Raw genomic sequence first — 20114 nt, 5'->3', positions numbered from 1 at the left:
TTTTAACGCTTTAATCTTCAGGCTTGATTTTAAGCTCTACAAGATCGATTTTTGTATTAGAAACGTCGAGGATCGTAAATTCGAATTCATCGATTCGAACCACCTCGTTTTGCTGAGGAATTTCCTCTGTATGATTTACGATAAACCCACCTAAAGTTTCATAATTTTCGCCCGTAGGGATATTTAAACGATAGGTTTCGTTAATATAATCTACTTCTACTCTTGCCGAGAATTTAAAATGCTCGTCACTAATTTTTTCGTCTACCAGGATTGGCGAATCATGTTCATCTTCTATCTCTCCAAATAATTCTTCAACGATATCCTCAATCGTCATCATCCCACTGGTACCACCGTATTCATCGATAACAACTGCTATACTTTTACGTTTTTTAATTAAAACATTAAGCACATCTTTTACCCACATGGTTTCTGGAACAAAAATCACAGGTAGCAAGATAGACTTAATAGATGCAGGTTTTTTAAATAATTCAAATGAATGCACATAACCTATAATATCGTCTATGGTATCGTTATAGATTAAAATTTTTGAAAGACCAGTTTCGGTAAAGGTTTTCACCAAATCACCTGGTGCTTCATCTTGATTTACCGCAATAATCTCGGTACGCGGAATCATAACTTCACGTGCTTTGATATCTGAAAACTGCAGTGCATTTTGAAAAATCTGGATTTCAGAATCTACTTCATCCTCTTCCTCTACTGTTTCCATTTGTTCGCTAATAAAATTCCCTAGCTCTATTTTACTGAACGCAAGTTGGACTTCATCACCATCGGTTTTAAAAAAACGTTTCAGGATCATATCTGAAATCCATATTACAAATGATGAAATAAAGCTGAACAACAGATAAAAAAGATAAGCTGGTACCGCAAAAAACTTCAGCATCGTATTCGCATAAATCTGAAAGAATACCTTCGGAAGAAATTCAGCAGTTACTAAAATAAGCAGTGTAGATAATACAGTTTGGGTAAACAGACTTAAATCTGTTACCAGATAATTTAAAATTGCATTGTTTAAAGGCTGAATTTCGCCTAACCAGGCCATAATTAAATCGCCCATATAAAAACCATAAACAACAAGGGCAATATTATTACCTACAAGCATGGCTGCAATAAACTTAGAAGGTTTTTTAGTAAGTCGTTTTAAAACTTTAGCTAAAAAATCATTCTGAAGTTTCTCTATTTCAATATAAATTTTGTTTGAAGATACGTAAGCGATCTCCATACCCGAAAAAAATGCGGAAAGTAATAATGAAAAAATAATGATGATGACTTCTGCACTCATTATTTATCTTTTTGTCTTTTTTCTAGCTTTCTACGGAAATTTCTTTTGAAGAAAAACATGAATATTGCCATTGCAGCAAGAAATATAAAAATGTACGCTCTACTGCGCTCGGTATCCCAAATGGCAAAAGTTTCGAAAATAAAGAAACCTCCAATTATTAAATACGCATACTCGAAATACCTAAAATATTTTGTCATTTTTCTGACTCGTCTATGTTTTGAATCCCACTATTGGTTCTAAAGTTGAATTTATCGAAATTTTGATTGGAATCAAAACCCATTCCTTCATTAAAAGAGCCATCGGGAAATTTAATTTGATTTTCACGATCGGTAAACACCCAACTTTGATTTTGATCCCAATAAAGCTGTTCACCTTCCAAAAGCGTACTATCTGCAGTAAAAATAACCACGTTACCACGAAGGTCTACTAGACCTGTACCACTATAAACAATACCATAATCTGCAGTTACAGTACTTTTTTCATTATCCTTACCAAAGAACTCGATATAAACACCCTCTGGAAATTCTCTATACGGAAAATCTTTATTCTCGAAATCAAACATTTTTGGGCTCTTTAGCGTAGCAACTACCCGCCCAGAGTCGGTATACTTCATAAGAATACCATTAGCTGTTCCTGCTGGAGCATCTGCAGGATTTTGAAGTGCTCTTACTTCATTTAAATTACCCTCACATGAAAAAAGCATTGTCACGCCAATAAGCGTGACAATGCCTTTTATTATTTCACGATATGTGATTTTCATATTCTAATTACGGGATACGTACAGTTTCCCCAATCCAACAACCAATCTGAATAGCATCTCCAGATTTTTTCCCTTCCTGGAATACATCAGCTTTTTGTGGGGCACGACCATTGTAAGCCGCAACTGTTGCATTCGCATGGTTTGAAAGTGAAGGATCTACTCTACCAGCTTTTGCTACATACTCTGCAGCTAACCAGTAAACCGCTCTTTTTTCGAAACTTGTTTCACCACAGTTGTTAGCACTATCTGCATACATATCTGCGATATTTAAATAAGCTCTACCATAAGAAGGCTTAGCCTGAATTGCTTTCTTGTAGAAGTTTCTAGCTTGAGAAAAACTTCCAGAAGACTTATAGTTCTGAGCAATTCTATAGTAAATCTTAGCTTTATTTGCAGCATCATCTTCTAAATCTGCAGCTTCGTTATAATACTCTAAAGCTTTCGCTCTATCACCATCAGCTTCAGCTAACTGCCCTAATGAATAGGCAGAAGCAGCAGAAGGCTCTAATTGGTGAAGTGCTTCAGAAATCTTGAAGAACAATGGATCCTCACAATCTTTAGCTGAAAGACGAGCATTCGCATTTCTTAACCAAGAAACGTCTTCTTTTTTAGCTTCAAAATCTTTCTCGTAAAGTGGCACTAAGTTATCACAATCTGCACGAGCACCTAATTTTGCATTTAAGGCATTCTTAACTGCATTAAAATTAGTTAATCTTTGCTCAGCAATTTGTGCTGCTCTTTGCTCTTTAGAAGTTAAATCTTCACCAGCATCTTGCTTTTCAATTAATGGCTGAAGACGATCTGCTTCATTGATTTCCTCTTCTTCAATTTTCGCCATTACTCTATCGTAGATATCAAAAACATCCTGTAGCTCACGCTCACCGGCATCTTGCATATTTACCATTAAATCAAAATAAGCATATAAACCTTTTGGACTGGTAAAGTTTTCTTTATCTTCAGTATATGCTTTATCGAAAGCATTAAATCTATCTTCTGTAGATCCAATTTTATGAGTAAACTTTAATAATGCGATATCTCCGTAGATATCACCTTTTTTAGTTTTCTCAGGATAGTGTTCTAATCTTCCTTTGTATACATCAATTAATTCATTGATATATTTTGTTTTTTCATCACCAGTGGCCTTACCAATTTTGTAGTTAAGTGCCATTGCCAAATACTGGAAAGTAGCCAAACTGTAATCTGGGCATTCATCTTTCACTTTCATTAACGGCTCGTATGCCGCATCATAATTCTTCGCCTTAGCATCATCGTAAGCCAAAGCTGCAGTAGTCTGACAATCCTGAGCAAATGCCCCAGAACCTAGCATTACCGCCGATAATAAAACTATAAATCTCGCTTTCATCTTGTTGTTTATTATGGTTAATTAAACTTTCTCTTTACAAACCATTGGTCATTCAAAGATAAACCAATTGATAATTTAAAAAAATTCTCCTGTATTAAACCTGAGCTTGTTGTACCGCGCTGTCCATACTCCAGACCCAAATTAAGATTAGAGAAATCTCCTCCAATCGGTAATCCAAATCCAAAAGATATGCCAAACTCATCTATCGATTCTCCATTAAGCTGCAAACCTGTTTCCTCAAAACGCCCTCCAAAGCGATAAACGACGCGTTTAAAGTAACTTGTAAGTGAACTATACTCTGGCACAATATAACCTCCTAATCGATATGCGCTTCCATCATTATATTCCGCATCATTAACAGGAGTACTAAAAACTGAAATTTCTGGGATACTTCCAAATGCAGAATATTCTGCACCAACAAACCATTTATTTGGTCTACCAAGCCCCAAGCCAAATGTAGTTTTTGATGGCAATGTAATATCCTGAGATTCTATATCAAAATTTCTTACATTATAAACATCTTCCCCATTTGCTGTAAAAAGCACATTTGAAAGTTCACGATAGCTTTCAGTTGTGATATCAGCTTCAGGAGTATACACCGCAGAAGCGTGTAATTTTAATCCATTTTTCAGTTTTGTTTGATAGTCTAAACCAAAATTGAAATTAAATCCTGATATATCAGATCGATCTATATCTCTGGTACCATACTGGATTCCATCTCTTAAAACCGTTCTTCTATGCTGAATATTTCCAAAATTATAATCTGCATTCACACCAATACTTAGATCTCTACTTATTGCATAAGCAGCAGAAAGAAAAACTTTATTCATTCCTCCACGACCTTGCAATCTACTGGCTCCATCCTCTTCAACATCAATTATACGATATCCTACTGAAGAATACGGAATTAAACCTGCACCAAAGCCAAAGCGCCCAACAGGCACCCCTAATCCTAAATAATCTAGAGAAACATTGCTGGTTCTATCACTAGCCTCTGAAGTTTCCTGCTGCGTAGATTCTACACTAGCAGCAGCGGTATAGGTTGTTCTGGCAAGCTTACCAAATCCAGCAGGATTAGTAAGATTCATGTGAATACTATCCGAAAATGTACTAAGACCTCCCATCGCCCTGTTTTCCACAGTTCCTTTAAAATTGGTAATCCCAACTCCGTAATACGAATACGGGGAAGAAGTATTTTCCTGAGCCTTGGCCCAAAATGCAGAAAATAAGGCTACGATTACTATAAATCGTCTAATCATTGAATTTTGTTATATTCTAAAATGTAGTTTAAACCTTCTAAAAGAAAATTTGAGTTCGCAAATATGCTATTTTTTAGTCGCTTTGACAAAAATAGAAGATCGCCGCCCGTCAAAATAACTGTTAAATCTTCAAATTCTGCTTTATAGCTGCTAATCATCCCATCAATTTCAGCAGCAAAACCAAAATAAATACCACTTTTCAAACTTTCTTCTGTAGTGTCTCCTATCAATTTTAGATGGTTACTATCTGTTTTTATTAACGGTAATTTTTCAGTAAACTTATGTACTGCATTAAATCTCATTTGTAAACCGGGAGAAATTCCGCCCCCCAGATACTCATTCTTATCGTTTACTACATCGTAAGTAATACAAGTTCCCGCATCGATTACCAGGCAATTTGTATTTGGATAGGCGTGAACTGCCGCAGCCGCAAGGGCGATTCGATCTTTCCCCAAAGTTTGAGGTGAACTATATTTATTCTTGAAAGGCAGCTTTGTGCTATGATCTAAATAATATAAGATTGTATGTTTTTGAAGTATTTTTTTTATTGAATTATCATCTTTTAAAACACTTGAAAGTATCGCAAACTCAATTTCTGTGTATTCATGAAAAATTTTTTCAATTTTTTTATTTTTTTCTGACTTCAAAACTTTAAACACTTCCAAAAGCCTATAATTTTGAAAAACAGCGATTTTCGCAAATGTATTCCCTAAATCAACAACAAGATTCATAGCTCGATTTTAAAAAATGCTAAGGTACAAAAGCATTTTTTTCAAAAAAGCCTTGTGAGTTCCTAAAATTGAATTTATATTTGCAACCGCTTTCAAAAAGCAACTGGTGCCTTAGCTCAGTTGGTAGAGCAAAGGACTGAAAATCCTTGTGTCCCTGGTTCGATTCCTGGAGGCACCACCTTTAAAAAAGCCCGCTAATTTTAGCGGGCTTTTCTTTTAAACAAAATCAACTTTAAATCATAGGTACAGTTAATTTTTATCGTTTCAGAGAAAAATGAGATCGATAGGTTTTAGCAATTCCTTCCTGTTCAAAATCTACTTCAAACCAATAATCGTTTGAAGGCATTGAAGCCCCACCTTTAGAACCATCCCAACCACCTTCAGCAGGCTTTATTTTTGTAATATAAGCACCATAGCGATCGTAGATATGAATTTCAGCTTCTGGATGAGATTCCAGCTCAGTAATATTCCAGGTATCATTATAACCATCGCTATTAGGCGTAAAAAATTTAGGGTGTTTAAGCACCTCAACAATTTCTATGGTAACCCCACAATACCCAAGTACTCCTTTCACTTCTACAATATGAGTTCCTGAAGCCACATCATAAAATTCATTTTCTGTTTGAAACTCACTTCCATCAAGACTATATAAATAATCTCCCCTTCCTTCTACCACATCGATATTCACCACAGCGATATCCTGAAAAGGTTCTGTTACAGTTACCGAAACTTCAGGTTTAGCAGATTCTTTTACAAACACAGATGTCTCTTTATAACTACAACCAGTTTCGATAGAACGATCTAACTTTGTTGTTTTTACCACATATTCTCCCGGCAACATCGCTTCGAACTCTACCCCGGTATGTACCAAACTGCCCTGATAATACCATTCTACAGCAAAAGTCCTTGGATCTAGCCCAGTATAAAAATATGCTCCAGTTTCAACTTCACCATTCGCTGTATTTACACACAGGGCTTCTTCTTCAATTTCAAGCTCCTGCAATGGGTATACCGTAACATTAAAAGCACTATATTTATAACACGAATTATTGGTTAAAGATTGCGCTTTTAAATACATCGTATATGTTCCGGGTTCTGTTATTACATTATCCGGACTTAAAATTGCGCGATCATCTTCAAGATCTGTAGTATAAAACATCTGATAATCTACCGGCATGATCCCACTAGGAGACATAATATTAGGTACATGATAACTACCACAAACCTCGATATCTGGAATCTCTGAAACATTAGGTGTTTTTGAAACTTTAATATCAAAGACATATTCATCTTCACATGTAAATCGAACTCCAGCTTTCTTATAAATAAACAACTGTGTATTACTTCTAATACTTGTACCAGGCTCAACTTTTTGACCTTTCCCTCCAGATTCTGTAAAATATTCACCCTCATTAAGCCGAGGCAGTATATATTCATCACACACATTAACTGCTTCTGGACGATCTACCCTAACTCCTTCAATATAAATAGTGAAAAACTTCTCGTTGGCACAACCACCTAAATCTTCCCATTCATTATAAATATAAATTCGACCTGTCTTTTCGATATATGTTCCCGCTGCCAACTCTTCTCCCTGTGCATTTGGCTGAGTATAATATTTACCAAACTGAAGCTCTGGCAATTCGTATCCAAAACATGAATATACATCTACAAAATTTTCTACAGGAGCAAGATCTCTTACCTCTACATTAAAACTTGTTTCGTTATAGCACTGATTTTCGCTATTATTGATAAAGATTTTTTGACTTTCTACAATTCTTGCACCTGGCAATAATTGCTCTCCCTGTCTTTCAGCTTCTGTAAAATATTCTCCATTTTCGATTTCCGGAAGCACAAAGCCATCTTCTACACATACCACAACGTCTTCTAATCTACTTACTTCAGGAATTGGTGTTACATTTATAAAAAATCGTATCTCATTTGCACAATCTGAACCATCTGTAGTTTCAGCAGTATAGAAAATCTCAGCACTTTCAGTAATTATAGCACCTGGCTGAAGCACTTTTCCTTCTTCAGTTAGATAATTACCAATTTCCAGTTCAGGCAAAGTATAACTTCCGCAAGCCACAACATCCTCAAAATTTGGAATAATCTTTATCTTAAATTCAGCTTCATTATTACATCTACCATCATCATTATAAACGAACAATGTCATAGAAGATGTTATTCGCACTCCTGGATTTAATCGCTGCCCACCACCATTTGGGTTCGTATAGTATTCTCCGCTAGCAAGCTGAGGAAGGATAAAACCATTACAAACCACTACATCTTCTGGCATATCAATTTCAGGCAAAGGATAGATTGCTACATCAAATTGTTCTTCCTTACACAAAGAACCATCCTCCATTTCCCCGTAGTAATAAATATTAAAATCTGAAGTAAATACAGTTCCCGCAGCAACTTCCTGTCCATCCCCATTAGGACCTCCAGGAGCTGTATAAAAAGCTCCGGCAGGCGGAACAGGAACCACAAATTGCTCACAATAATATGAGTTAAGTGTATAATCCTTAATTAATTCTACTTTAAAACTAGATTGATTAGAACACCCTGAAGCAGCCGTATTATAAATATAATATGTTCCAGAGTTTTCAATTAGCTCTCCAGCCTGAAGCATTCTCCCCTCTCCTTCTGGACGAGTAAAGTAATTTCCATGGATTATTGCTGGCAAAACATAAGTATCACAAGTTACCACATCCTGTAACTTGGTAACAGGTGGCAGATCATTTAAACTTACGTTAAGCGTAAAAATATTATAGCAACCACTCACTAAAGTATCCTGAACCTTACCAAAAACCTGAAAGGCTGAAGCATCCCCTGAGAACTGAAAATTAGAAATATCTTCTATAGGATTAACACCCTGATCTGCATTGCCGGCAGTTCGATATAATTCGAAAACGTAAGAATCCTGAAATAACTGACTATTTACAATATCGCTAATTTCTGAAAGATTAACCAAATTACTCCCCTGCGGCTTACATGCAACGATCTCATCTGGAACCTCAAGCTGAATAGATTCATTTACCTCTAAATTAAAAGATGCGACTGCATTGCAAAATTCTCCAGTTTCCTTGCTTTTTAATTTTACATAAATGGTCTCACCAGGTTTACTTGTAAAAGAGGCAAGATTTGCAGGATTTATTTGATTAGAAGCCCCCGTTCCTCCTTTAAAATAAACTAAATCATATTGCTCTGAACTTAAACCTAATCTTTCGTAAGCATTATTGGTTAGATCAAAAACCTGCTCTGCAGCTCCATTATCACAAACTATTAGATCTGGAAGTTCATTATAGGTAAGATTTTCTACTCTAATTTGATCACTTATATCGCAAGCAGAATCACTTTTAGTTACTTTTACTGAATAGTCGCCTGGTTGATTTACATCTAAATAATGATTGGTTTCATTTAGAATTTCAACACCATCTTTAAACCATTTATGTTGATAAATTGGTTCTTCCAAACCAGTATTTAACCGAGTAAAAGTACCTTCGCAAAGCATACGATCTGCTCCCAAATCTAAATCTGTTCTAAAACTACCACCAGCAATAAATATCGCACTATCGTAATTAGAATCATGGCTATCACCTATTACCAATTTAATTCTATACCTTTTACCTGCTTTTATTGTTGCTGAAGCCGTAAGCAATTTAGTATACCCCCGCATATTCATAACCGAGTTTGCCGCATCTACCTGATAACTTTCAAAAAGCTCTGGATGATCACTCTCACAATTCTCATTAAAACTTCGATCTTTAATTGTTCTTACCGAAACAGGCTCTTCAGTTCCTGGCAAAACAGCTATGTTACGTGCTTCTCCCGTCTCTACCTCGGTTAAAATAAAAGCGAAAACATCACTACTAGCACATTGCCATTGGCCATATTCGTTACTTGCAAAAATAAAGTCGAAACTAAAGTTTTCAGAAAGTGGTATAAATTCGAATTCAAGGAAAGCAACATCTGATATCTGAGTACTTTGCCCAGATGTATTATTAATTGCCTGAAGATCTGGATCTCCGTTGGTGTTAATCTCTGTACTTAAATCTCTTCCAGAATAGGTTCCCTCTGTAAGTTTAGCTTTTCCAGAGCGAATAAGCACCCCTTCAGAAATAGGAAAATCACCAGAATTATTACTAAAATATGCAACAGCCTCTTTATCAGACTGTGATATATTAGTAATCTGTACACAAGAGTTATCTAATAGACCGGCAACCAACTCCTCTTTTGGAACTCCTGCATCATCAACGGTAATAGCCTGCCCGTAACCCCCTGCAAAAATTAGCAGGAACACATATTTTATCAACTTCATAACAACTATTAGTTAGGGAATAGTTTATTATAAGATTAGATTCGTAAAAGGTTAAGGTTGTATTGGTTGCGGCAAATAAAATATAAATTTTCGCCTATAAACAAAAAAAATCGACGAATGGTTTGATTTTAACATTTTCAGATATTTACAAACGTTTTAGCACCTACAGTTTACCGAAAGCAAACTACCTCGAGGTATTATACCCTTTGGCGACACCAATAAAGATTTAAGCACTAAACTGCGAAGAAACTAATCTTGGATCTACCTGTATTTTTTGAAATTCTATACTCTCAGCCTCTATAGAAATATAATCAAACTCGTTTTTTACCTTTCCTACACATAGGTAAACCCCATTGTTATACAGCGGATACTTAACCACTTGATCTGGAAACTGTACAGTATCGAAAATATCATAGTTTACATCATAAAATGTAGCAAAACACATTTCCTTCCCCATAGAGGTTGTTGTTTTTTTAGTACAAATTAATTTCCCGTAAATACTTATTTTCTGCCCAACAAAATCTTTAAACTGCTTTACATATACCGAGTTATATACTGGCTCCTGCAACAAATCAAAATAACTACACAAAGGAAAGCCTAAAAGTTCCATTTGGTCGTACGCATCTATCAAACTAGAATATTGAAATTTAGGCAAAGTATATTCCTTATGCTCTATCTTAAAAAGCCCTGGCTGATTGTTTTTCTTTTTTGATTTTATCTTCCTAAAATAAGCTTCCCAAAGCAGCTGTTGCTTATCCTTTCCTGTAAATCGAAAAGCTCCTATTTTTAATAAGATTCGAAGTTGCTCTATCGAAATTTCTACTCGATCGATAAAATCGTCCAGACCCTTATAAACGCCGAAAAACTGTCGGTTTTCCAGAATTTGCTGCACCGTTTTTGTTTCCAATTCCTTGATATATCCAAAACCCAGGTAAATATCTTTACCAAAGATCGTATTGGGATGATCACTATTATTAATACAAGGCGCCAGGACATTGCCACCACAATTTTTTATTTCCTGAACATAGGTTTCAACCGAATAAAATCCGCCACCATTATTTAGCACCGCCACCATAAATTCTAACGGAAAGTATTTTTTTAAATATAAACTCTGGTAACTTTCTACGGCATAAGAAGCCGAATGACCTTTCGGAAAAGCATAACCGGCAAATGATGAAATCTGCTCCCAAACTTCATCGGTAATCTGCTGCGTATAGCCCCTTTCTTTACAATTACTGCGGAATTGCGCTTCAATTTTCTCCATTTGCCCTTTTGAAGTTTTCTTACCACTCATCCCACGCCTCAAAACATCAGCATCATCAAAGCTAAGCCCGGCAAAATGGTGCGCTACCTTCATCACATCTTCCTGATAGACCATAATTCCGTAGGTATCTTTCATAATTTTCAACATCACAGGATGCCCCAATTTTAGCCGTTTAGGATCACGATGTCTTTTAATGTATTCCTCCTTCATACCGCCGCTAGAAATTCCCGGGCGTATGATCGAGCTTGCCGCCACAAGATTCATATAGTTATCGGTTTGCAGCTTAGTTAACAAACCACGCATAGCAGGAGATTCCACATAAAAAACACCCATACAATCCCCAATCTTAAGCAAATCGTTAATCTTGGGATCACTTTTAAATTTTGGAATATCATCAATATCTTCAACAAAAGCTTCAGGCTGATTTTGCTGAATTAGCTCTAAAGTATCGGTGATTTTAGACAGGCCGCGCTGCGCCAGGATATCGAATTTATGAATTCCAACTTCTTCAGCAATATTCATATCGATCTGGATCGTCTGGAAATTTTTAGGCGGTAAAAAAGTCGCTCCATAGTTAAAAATATCGTCATTCAGAATTAAAATTCCACCAGAATGCACACTTAAATAATTAGGAAAACCAGCTATCAAATTTCCATAATTCAGCACTAAAAGTTCCATTTTATCTAAACCGGAAATATGAAATCTTCCTGAAGAAAGTTTATCGATCTCGGCTTTGGGAAGTCCAAAAACCTTTCCCAGCTCCCTAATCACCGCTCGCCTTTTAAAAGTCACATAAGTTCCCATCAAGGCTACATTATCAAAACTCTCAAAAATAAAACGGGTAACATCCTCACGGTCTTTCCAGGAAAAATCAATATCAAAATCTGGTGGCGAGCTTCGATTTTCGTTAATAAAACGCTCAAAATAAAGATCCAGTTCTATGGGATCTACATTGGTAATCCCAATAATATAGGCTACGATAGAGTTTGCGCCACTCCCCCGCCCAATTACCGGATATTTTTTTTTGCGGGCATACTTTACAATCTCGTAATTAATTAAAAAGTAAGAAACAAAACCCAGTTTTATAATTGCGGTAAGTTCTTTATACAGCCGCGCATAAACTTTTTCTGTCGCTTCAGGATATCGCTTTTCGATATTTTCGAAACATAATTTTCTAAGTCTAAACTCATCGGCTTTCTCTCCATCGATTTTCGATAAATTATTGTTCTGTTTTTTACTGAAGGTAAATTCAACATTACAGTTTTCAGCTAGTGCTTCAGTATTCGGTAAAATTTCAGGAAACTCATTAAAAGCATCGATTAATTTTTCTTCGGAAAGCATTTTATCTTCAGGATCTGCCTGTTCTTCCGCCGGAAGTTTACTCAGCAATGTATTATTATCGATAGCGCGCAATAATCGATGCGCGTTAAAATCTTTTTTACTCCGGAAAGAAACCGACTGTAAAACCACTAATTTTGAAGTAAGTTTTCTATATCCTGAAAATTTTAACTTATTGAGATCACGTACCGAAACTCCGATGAACTCATTTTCATTAAATTCAGTTTTGTTAATTTTCAGTACTTTTTTAAAAGGATAAATCACATAGCAATTTGCTAATATTGGTGCTTTTTCATCAAAATTCTTTTTAGCATGAAGATGTTTAGAAAGATGCTCGTTCATCTGTCTAAATCCGTCACGATCTTTAGCGATCACCACATATTGCTGATCTATACCATTACGAAAATCGATCCCTACAAGAGGTTTTAAAGGATAATCTTTAGCCTGTTTTAAAAAATTTAGACAAGCCGAAGTATTATTAATATCGGTAAGCGCTACAAACTTTGAGTTGTTCGATGCTGCTAATTTCAGCAGGTCATTTTCAGAAAAAGTGCCATACCTCAACGAAAAATAAGAATGAGCGTTTAAATACATAATTTCCCTTTCCTCTATATTGAGATTTGATATTTTAAGACGTGATTATTGATTTCGATGCGCAAGCACAATCGGCGGTTCACCATCAAAAGGATTTCGCATTCGTCCAATCGTCCTGGCTCCCATGCTTACCGCTCTAACCACACTACGTTCGCCGTATTTATTTTTAATTCGGTCTAAAGAATTATACAAACTCAGCATCTTTTCACTATCATCGAATAGATTGATCTGGTAATGCCCGCCTACGAGTCCGCTTAGTTTTACGCCAACGAGCCGAATCAAAACCCGACGATTATATAGTTTTTTAAAAAGCTCTTCTGCCTTCGGAATTAAAATATGATCGGCGCTGGTATACGGAATTTTGGCCTGAAGTGTACTGGTTTGAAAATCTGAATACCGAAGTTTCACGCTAATATTCGAAGCCAGTTTATTGCCTCGACGTAACTGAAACGCCAAACTCTCGGTCATCGCTACCAAAGTGGCATGCAGGCGCGTAATATCTGTGGTATCACGATGAAAAGTACGCTCGTTAGAAATCGATTTTCGATCATGAAACGGAATAATAGGTGAGTTATCTATCCCGTTAGCGCGTTTCCAGATCGTTCGGCCGTTTTTACCTAAAACTCCTTCTAAAACTTCAATGGGCATTTCCTGAAGCGTTTTCACTTTATAAACACCCAAGCCCATAAGCAACTGAAAAGTTTTATTGCCAATCATAGGAATCTTATTTACATCTAACGGCGCCAAAAATTGCTTTTCTTCACCAAGCCTAATCACACTCATCGCATCGGGTTTTACCTCTCCTGTCGCAATTTTAGAAACTACTTTGTTTTGTGATAAACCCACCGAAATTGGCAAACCGCTTTCTTTAATAATACCTTCCCGAAGCTCTTTGGCAAAACGCTCGATCCCAAAAAACCGATCCATCCCAGTAAGATCTGCATAGAATTCGTCTACACTCGCTTTCTCAAATAAAGGTACCTGATTTTTAATAATCTCGGTTACCAGATGCGATTCTTTGGTGTAAATCCCGGCATTACCTTTTATATAAGTTGCCTGCGGACAAAGTCTTCTCGCAATTTTCATTGGCATCCCAGATCGCACACCAAACTTTCTGGTTTCATAACTACACGAAGCTACCACGCCACGATCGCCCATCCCGCCAACGATCACCGGTTTATTATTTAATTCTGAATGATGTTTTCGTTCTACTGAAACAAAAAATGAATCCAGATCGAGATGTAAAATAGACTTCGAAATCATACAATTTTGGATTTAATCCTATTTAATGGATTTATTCCAAAATTATAAAAATAAATAAAGCGAGAAAGTTAAAATCTCGCTTTACATCACTTACATTTCCAAAGCCTCTACAAATACAGGGACTTTCAGCTAAAATTAGTTATCAACAATATGTGTAGGGCTTCCGTAGAACAATTCAGCACTTTCCATAATTGTTTCAGAAAGCGTTGGGTGTGGATGAACGGTAAGCGACAAATCTCTTGCGGTAGTGCCCATTTCTATGGCTAATGCAATTTCAGGAATTAGACTCCCGGCATTTTTACCGGCAACGCCACCTCCCAGAATAATTTCAGATTCTTTATCGACGATCAGTTTTGTAAGTCCGTTATCGGTTCCTAAAGCTTTTGCTCTTCCCGAAGCCGACCATGGAAATTTAACCACTTTAGCATCAATATTCGATGATTTAAGCTGTTCTTCTGTTATCCCGCACCAGGCAATTTCAGGATCTGTAAAAACGATCGCAGGAATCACCTTTGCATCATAGGTCGAGCCTTTCTCTCCTTTTATAACTTCCGCAGCAACACGACCTTCGTGTGAGGCTTTGTGCGCTAACATAGGTTGCCCCGTGATATCACCGATTGCATAAATATTATTTGCTGAAGTTTTACGATTGCTAAAGACTTTTATAAAACCGTCTTCGCCAATTTCTACTCCCGCATTTTGTGGTTTACTGGCTTTTGCATTGGGTTTTCGCCCAATCGCTACCAGCACTTTATCAAATTTCTTTTTTTGCTCTTTATCGCCCGACTTCAACACCACTTCAACCTTCTTCTTTTTAGGATCTACTTTTTCGACTTTGGTATCAAAATACAGATTTTTGAATGACTGTTCTTTTTCAAAAACTTTTACCAGATCACGATCGGCACCCGGTAAAAAACCAGAAGTCATTTCAGCAATAGAAACTTCACTTCCTAAATTAGCATAAACACTCCCCAATTCTAAGCCGATATAACCGCCACCGATGACTAATAATTTCTTAGGAATTTCTTTAAGATCGAGTGCATCTTTAGAATTCCAGATGAGCTTATGATCTACTTCGATATTTGGCAGTTCGGTTGGTGTAGATCCTGTAGCGATAATTGCATTTTCGAATTCAAGCTCGTACGACTCACCTGAGTTTTCTTCAATCTCCAGCGTTTTTTCATTTTTAAAAAAAGCTTTCCCCTGAATAAACTCAACTTTCCTGGCTTTACTAAGCTGACCTAAACCGCCGGTAAGCTTTTTCACCACACCATCTTTCCACTTTGCTATTTTCTTAACATCGATTTCAGGTTCTTCAAAACTTAACCCGAAATTCGATAATTCTGTAGCCTCTTTTTTCACTTTCGCTACATGCAACAAGGCTTTAGAAGGAATGCAGCCGCGATATAAACATACGCCACCGGGGTTGGCTTCTGGATCAATTAAAATGGTTTTGATTCCCAGATCTGCTGCTCTAAATGCTGCGGCATAACCGCCCGGGCCTGCGCCGATCACCACCAGTTCTTTTTTCTCTTTCTTGCTATTTGCCATAATCTCTAGTTTTATGCCCCAAGCAAGGCTTTGTAAGGATCTTGTAGTGCCTGCGTGATCCAATTTATAAATGCTGCGCCATCTGCACCGTCGATTAAACGATGATCGTAGGATAAGCTAAGCGGTAAAATTTCTCTTGGTTTAAATTCGTCGTCAATATATACCGGTTTTTTAGCCGAACGTGAAATTCCTAAAATAGCCGATTGTGGTGCGGGAACGATAGGCGTAAAATTAGTTCCGCCAATTCCACCAAGATTAGAAATAGAGAAATTAGCACCTCCCATATCTTCTTTACTTAATTTACCATCCCTGGCTTTTTCAGCAATATTGCTTAATTCTACAGCAATTTCTATAATGCTTTTCTTATCGGCATCTTTAATCACCGGCACTAAAAGACCTTTTTCTGTAGCTACTGCAATCCCGATATTCACATAATTTTTCAGGATCATTTCTTCGTTTTCCATATCTACGCTGGCGTTGAACTTTGGAAATCTAACCAGTGCACTTGCTACGATTTTCGTCAGTAATGTTGTAATTGTTAATTTTCCACCGGCTTTTTCAGCTTTATCCTGATTTGCTTCTAAATATTGCTGAATATCTGTAATATCGGCTTCATCGAACTGAAAAACATGCGGCACAGATTGCCAGGAAGCCGTCACATTTTTCGCTGTAGCTTTTCGGATATTATTTAGTGGCTTGCGTTCTACACTTCCCCATTTTTCAAAATCTGGTAAAGAAACAGATGCCGATTTTGTAGATTTTTGACTTCCTTTTTTAGAAAATTCTTTGACATCTTTTTCTGAAATTCTTCCAGAAATTTCTTCTGCCAGTTCGCTAAGATCTACACCTAGTTCACGAGCTAAACGACGTGTGCCCGGCGAAGCCTGAATTCCGGATTCGGTAGATTTGCCTGAAGATTTTTTAGAGGTTTCATCCTCGCTTTCTTCAGAAGATTTTTCATCAGATTCTTCAGATTCGTCTTTTTTGGATGATTTTTTTTCATCCTCACCGTCTTCTTCAGAATCCTCTTCCCTATCGTTAGCTTTTTTTTCTTTTACTTTTTTCTTTTTCTTATCTGAATCTTTTTCTTCAGCTTCATCCTCATCATCTTCTTCTGTATCTTCATTTTCTTCGGAAGTTTTTTCTTCTTCCTGCTCATCTGAGGATCCCCCCTTATCATCAGCTTCATCTTCGTCATCATCGGCAGCTTCTAACAAGATGATCACCTGCCCAACTTCAACCTCATCACCTTCACTTATCTTTATTTCTTTGATGGTTCCGGCAGCCGAACTTGGCACTTCTACTGAAGCTTTATCACTTTCTACAGCAATAACACCCTGATCTTTTTCAATCTTATCGCCTTCAGCAACTAATATTTCAGAAACTGTTGCAGATTCTACTCCGTCTCCTATTTGTGGAACTTTAATTTCTTTAGCCATTTTTTTTTCTTTTATTGGTTAGGATGTTCTTGGATTTGGTTTCTTGGCGTCGATATCAAACTTTTTTGCCGCTTCTTTAAGCTGCTTCGCTTTAATTTTTCCATCATTTGCCAATTCGTAAAGCGTAGCAAAAACAATATGAGCTGCGTTTACTTCAAAAAAATCGCGTAGTTCTGGTCTCGCATCACTACGGCCAAAACCATCGGTTCCCAAAGCAGCAAGATTTGCAGGAAACCATTTTGCGATCGATTCTGGCAATGCTTTTACATAATCTGAAGCAGCTACAAAAACTCCTTTTTCATCCTCAAGACATTCCTGAATATAATTTTTATCTTTATTTAGCTGAGTTTTTAAGCGATTGTTACGCTCTGTATCTATCGCGTCATCGTATAGTGATTTATAACTGGTAACACTCCAAATATCAACCGCAACATCGTATTCCTTTTCTAAGATTTCAGCTGCTTCCAGCACCTCTGCCATTATAGAACCGCTACCAAAAAGATGCGCTTTTTTATCGGTTTTGCGTTTTCTGGTTTTTTGGAATTTATACATTCCTTTTAAAATACCTTCTTCGCTATCTTTTGGCATTTTAGGCATTTTGTAAGTAGCATTTCCTAATGTGATATAATAGAAATAATGCTCTTTATCGATGTACATTTCTTTGATCCCGGCTTTTACGATCGTCGCAAGCTCGTAAGCAAATGCAGGATCGTAAGCCTTTAGCGTTGGAAATGCTAAGGCATATAAATGACTATTCCCATCCTGGTGCTGTAAACCTTCTCCCGGCAGACTTGTTCTTCCTGAAATCCCACCTACAAGAAATCCTTTAGCTCCGGCATCGGCCGCTGCCCAAATTAGATCTCCGGTACGCTGAAAACCAAACATCGAATAGAAAAAGTAAAACGGGATCATTGGTTTTCCCTGATTCAAATAAGCAGTACCCGCCGCAATAAACTCGGCCATACAACCAGATTCAGTTATTCCTTCTTCCATGATTGCGCCATCTTCAGATTCTTTATAGAACAACAGACTTTCTTTATCTACCGGTTCATACAACTGTCCGCCCGGAGCATAAATTCCAACCTGTCTAAATAAAGATTCCATTCCAAAGGTTCGGCTTTCATCGGGAATAATAGGAACAATATATTTCCCTAATTCTTCATCCTTGAACAACCGACTTAAAGTTTGGATCATCACCATTGTGGTAGCGGCTTCGTCGTCTCCGGAACCTTCTAAAAAGCTTTTAAACACTTTTTTGTCGGGTTCTTTAATTACCTCACTTTTATCTTTTCGCTGCGGAAGAAAACCACCTAATTTTTCTCTCCTTTCGTGCAGATATTTAAGTTCTTCGCTGTCCTTTTTGGGTTTTAAAAACGGAATATCTTTTAATTCTTTATCTGAAACCGGCAAACTAAAAAAGTCTCTAAAAGCTTTCAATTCCTCCTCTTTAAAACTTTTCTTTTTATGGGAAACATTACTGGCTTCACCGGCTTTACCCTGCCCGTAACCTTTTATGGTTTGTGCCAGGATAATTGTAGGCTGGCCTTTATGCTCGGTTGCCTGTTTGTAAGCGTTGTAAATCTTTTGATGATCGTGCCCTCCTCGCTTCAGGCGTTTTAACTCGTCATCAGATAGGTTTTTGATGATTTCAGCCAGGTTTTTATCTTTTCCGAAGAGATCTTCACGAATAAAATCTCCTTCAGAAAAAGCGTATTTTTGAAGTTGCCCATCAGGTAATTCGTTAAGTAAGCTTACCAGTTTTCCTTCAGTATCTTTTTCGAAAATCGGGTCCCAGTCCTTTCCCCAGATCAGCTTGATCACATTCCAACCTGCTCCCTGAAACAATCCCTCTAATTCCTGAATGATCTTTCCGCTACCTCGAACAGGACCATCTAATCGTTGCAAATTACAATCGACCACAAAAGTCAAATTATCTAATTGATCTCGCGCTGCCACACTAATAGCACCACGCGCTTCTGGCTCGTCCATTTCTCCGTCTCCTAAATACGCCCAGATCTGTTGATCGTCTTTTTCTATGATTCCGCGTTTTTCGAGGTATTTATTAAAACGCGCCTGGTAGATTGCACTTATTGGCCCCAAGCCCATAGAAACAGTTGGGAAATTCCAGAATTCTGGCATTAAATGCGGATGCGGATATGAGGTTAAGCCTTTATCTGATTTTACTTCTCTACGGAAGTTTTCTAAATGCTCTTCTGTAAGTCTTCCTTCTAAAAAAGCCCTGGAATAAACTCCTGGTGAAGCATGTCCCTGAAAATATACCAAATCTGAACCTGCACTTCGATCCATTTTAAAGAAGTGATTAAAACCAACTTCCCATAAATGTGCAATAGAAGAATAGGTTGAAATATGCCCGCCAATTCCTTTACTGTTATTGTTTGCCCGCACAACCATTGCCATTGCATTCCAACGGATGTAGGCCAAGATTTTTTCTTCGATTTCGATGTCCCCTGGATATTTTTCTTCATCCTCGGGACTTATGGTATTAATATACGGTGTAGTTAAAGGTAAGTTTGATTTTACGCCATGTCTTTGAGCTTCTGCTCGTAGTAATTTTAGTATTTCTTCTACTCGTTCTTTCGACTCATTTTGCAAAACCCATTTAAGGGAATCCAGCCATTCCTGATTTTCAACTTCAGCTGTTGCTGCTTTATCCTCTGCCATGCTTTGAGATTTATTAGTTGGTAATAGAGTGATCTATCTCTTTGAAATTACCAATTAATAAAACCGACTTCAAATGATTAACAGAAGATTATAGCGCTATGCTAAAGCTTTCAAAAATTGAAAAATGAAATTTCTCATATTTTAAGAAAGAAAAAAACATTGTTAGGAATTAACCAATTTCAGCAATAAAAAAAGCCCCACAAATACTTGCGAGGCCTTTTAACTTTAAAACAATTATTATCTGTT

Annotated in this window: 11 protein-coding genes and 1 tRNA gene; 1 reads left to right on the top strand and 11 read right to left on the bottom strand. The window is 37.0% G+C overall.

Annotated elements, in window-relative coordinates:
- Positions 1 to 10: 10 nt before the first annotated feature.
- From IIF7_RS15175 to IIF7_RS15150, 5 genes are all read right to left on the bottom strand, one after another.
- Positions 11 to 1300 carry a hemolysin family protein gene (locus IIF7_RS15175; protein WP_084842548.1) on the bottom strand — a complete coding sequence of 430 codons (1290 nt, stop codon included), beginning with the start codon at positions 1298 to 1300 and terminating at the stop codon, positions 11 to 13.
- Positions 1301 to 1493: 193 nt separating this feature from the next.
- Complete coding sequence (lptC, locus tag IIF7_RS15165) at positions 1494 to 2060, bottom strand: LPS export ABC transporter periplasmic protein LptC (RefSeq protein ID WP_084842546.1); 567 nt, start codon at positions 2058 to 2060, stop codon at positions 1494 to 1496.
- A gap of 7 nt (positions 2061 to 2067) precedes the next feature.
- A complete protein-coding gene (locus tag IIF7_RS15160) occupies positions 2068 to 3423 on the bottom strand; it encodes a tetratricopeptide repeat protein (protein WP_084842545.1) in 1356 nt (451 codons plus the stop codon).
- Positions 3424 to 3440: 17 nt separating this feature from the next.
- Complete coding sequence (locus IIF7_RS15155; protein WP_084842544.1) at positions 3441 to 4682, bottom strand: hypothetical protein; 1242 nt, start codon at positions 4680 to 4682, stop codon at positions 3441 to 3443.
- Positions 4679 to 5413, bottom strand: a complete 735-nt coding sequence (locus IIF7_RS15150) for a type III pantothenate kinase (RefSeq protein WP_084842543.1) — start codon at positions 5411 to 5413, stop codon at positions 4679 to 4681. Before IIF7_RS15150 ends, IIF7_RS15155 begins: the two co-directional genes overlap by 4 nt.
- 105 nt (positions 5414 to 5518) lie before the next feature.
- Here IIF7_RS15150 and IIF7_RS15145 point away from each other — a divergent pair.
- Positions 5519 to 5591 (top strand) — tRNA-Phe (locus IIF7_RS15145).
- 78 nt (positions 5592 to 5669) lie between these two features.
- On the opposite strand, the gene IIF7_RS15140 is transcribed toward IIF7_RS15145, so the two are convergent.
- The 6 genes from IIF7_RS15140 to aceE form a co-directional block, all read right to left on the bottom strand.
- Positions 5670 to 9737, bottom strand: coding sequence for a T9SS type B sorting domain-containing protein (locus IIF7_RS15140; protein WP_084842542.1), 4068 nt, complete (start codon positions 9735 to 9737; stop codon positions 5670 to 5672).
- Positions 9738 to 9963: 226 nt separating this feature from the next.
- A complete protein-coding gene (locus IIF7_RS15135) occupies positions 9964 to 12933 on the bottom strand; it encodes a DNA polymerase III subunit alpha (RefSeq protein ID WP_084842541.1) in 2970 nt (989 codons plus the stop codon).
- A gap of 45 nt (positions 12934 to 12978) precedes the next feature.
- On the bottom strand, positions 12979 to 14196 hold the full coding sequence (gene dinB / locus IIF7_RS15130) for a DNA polymerase IV (RefSeq protein WP_176218972.1): 1218 nt from the start codon (positions 14194 to 14196) through the stop codon (positions 12979 to 12981).
- Between the two features lie 135 nt (positions 14197 to 14331).
- Entirely contained in the window at positions 14332 to 15747 is a 1416-nt protein-coding gene (gene lpdA, locus IIF7_RS15125) for a dihydrolipoyl dehydrogenase (RefSeq protein WP_084842540.1), read from the bottom strand.
- An 11-nt stretch (positions 15748 to 15758) separates the two neighbouring features.
- Positions 15759 to 17186, bottom strand: a complete 1428-nt coding sequence (locus IIF7_RS15120; protein ID WP_084842539.1) for a 2-oxo acid dehydrogenase subunit E2 — start codon at positions 17184 to 17186, stop codon at positions 15759 to 15761.
- 18 nt (positions 17187 to 17204) lie between these two features.
- The gene (gene aceE / locus IIF7_RS15115; RefSeq protein ID WP_084842538.1) at positions 17205 to 19868 is read right to left on the bottom strand and encodes a pyruvate dehydrogenase (acetyl-transferring), homodimeric type; all 2664 of its coding nucleotides are present in this window, start codon (positions 19866 to 19868) and stop codon (positions 17205 to 17207) included.
- Positions 19869 to 20114: the final 246 nt, after the last annotated feature.

Origin of the sequence: Zunongwangia atlantica 22II14-10F7, assembly GCF_002094855.1 — a bacterium.
Lineage (GTDB): Bacteria > Bacteroidota > Bacteroidia > Flavobacteriales > Flavobacteriaceae > Zunongwangia > Zunongwangia atlantica.
The sequence above is the reverse complement of the archived record's forward strand: the minus strand, read 5'-3'. Positions and strand labels throughout refer to the sequence as shown.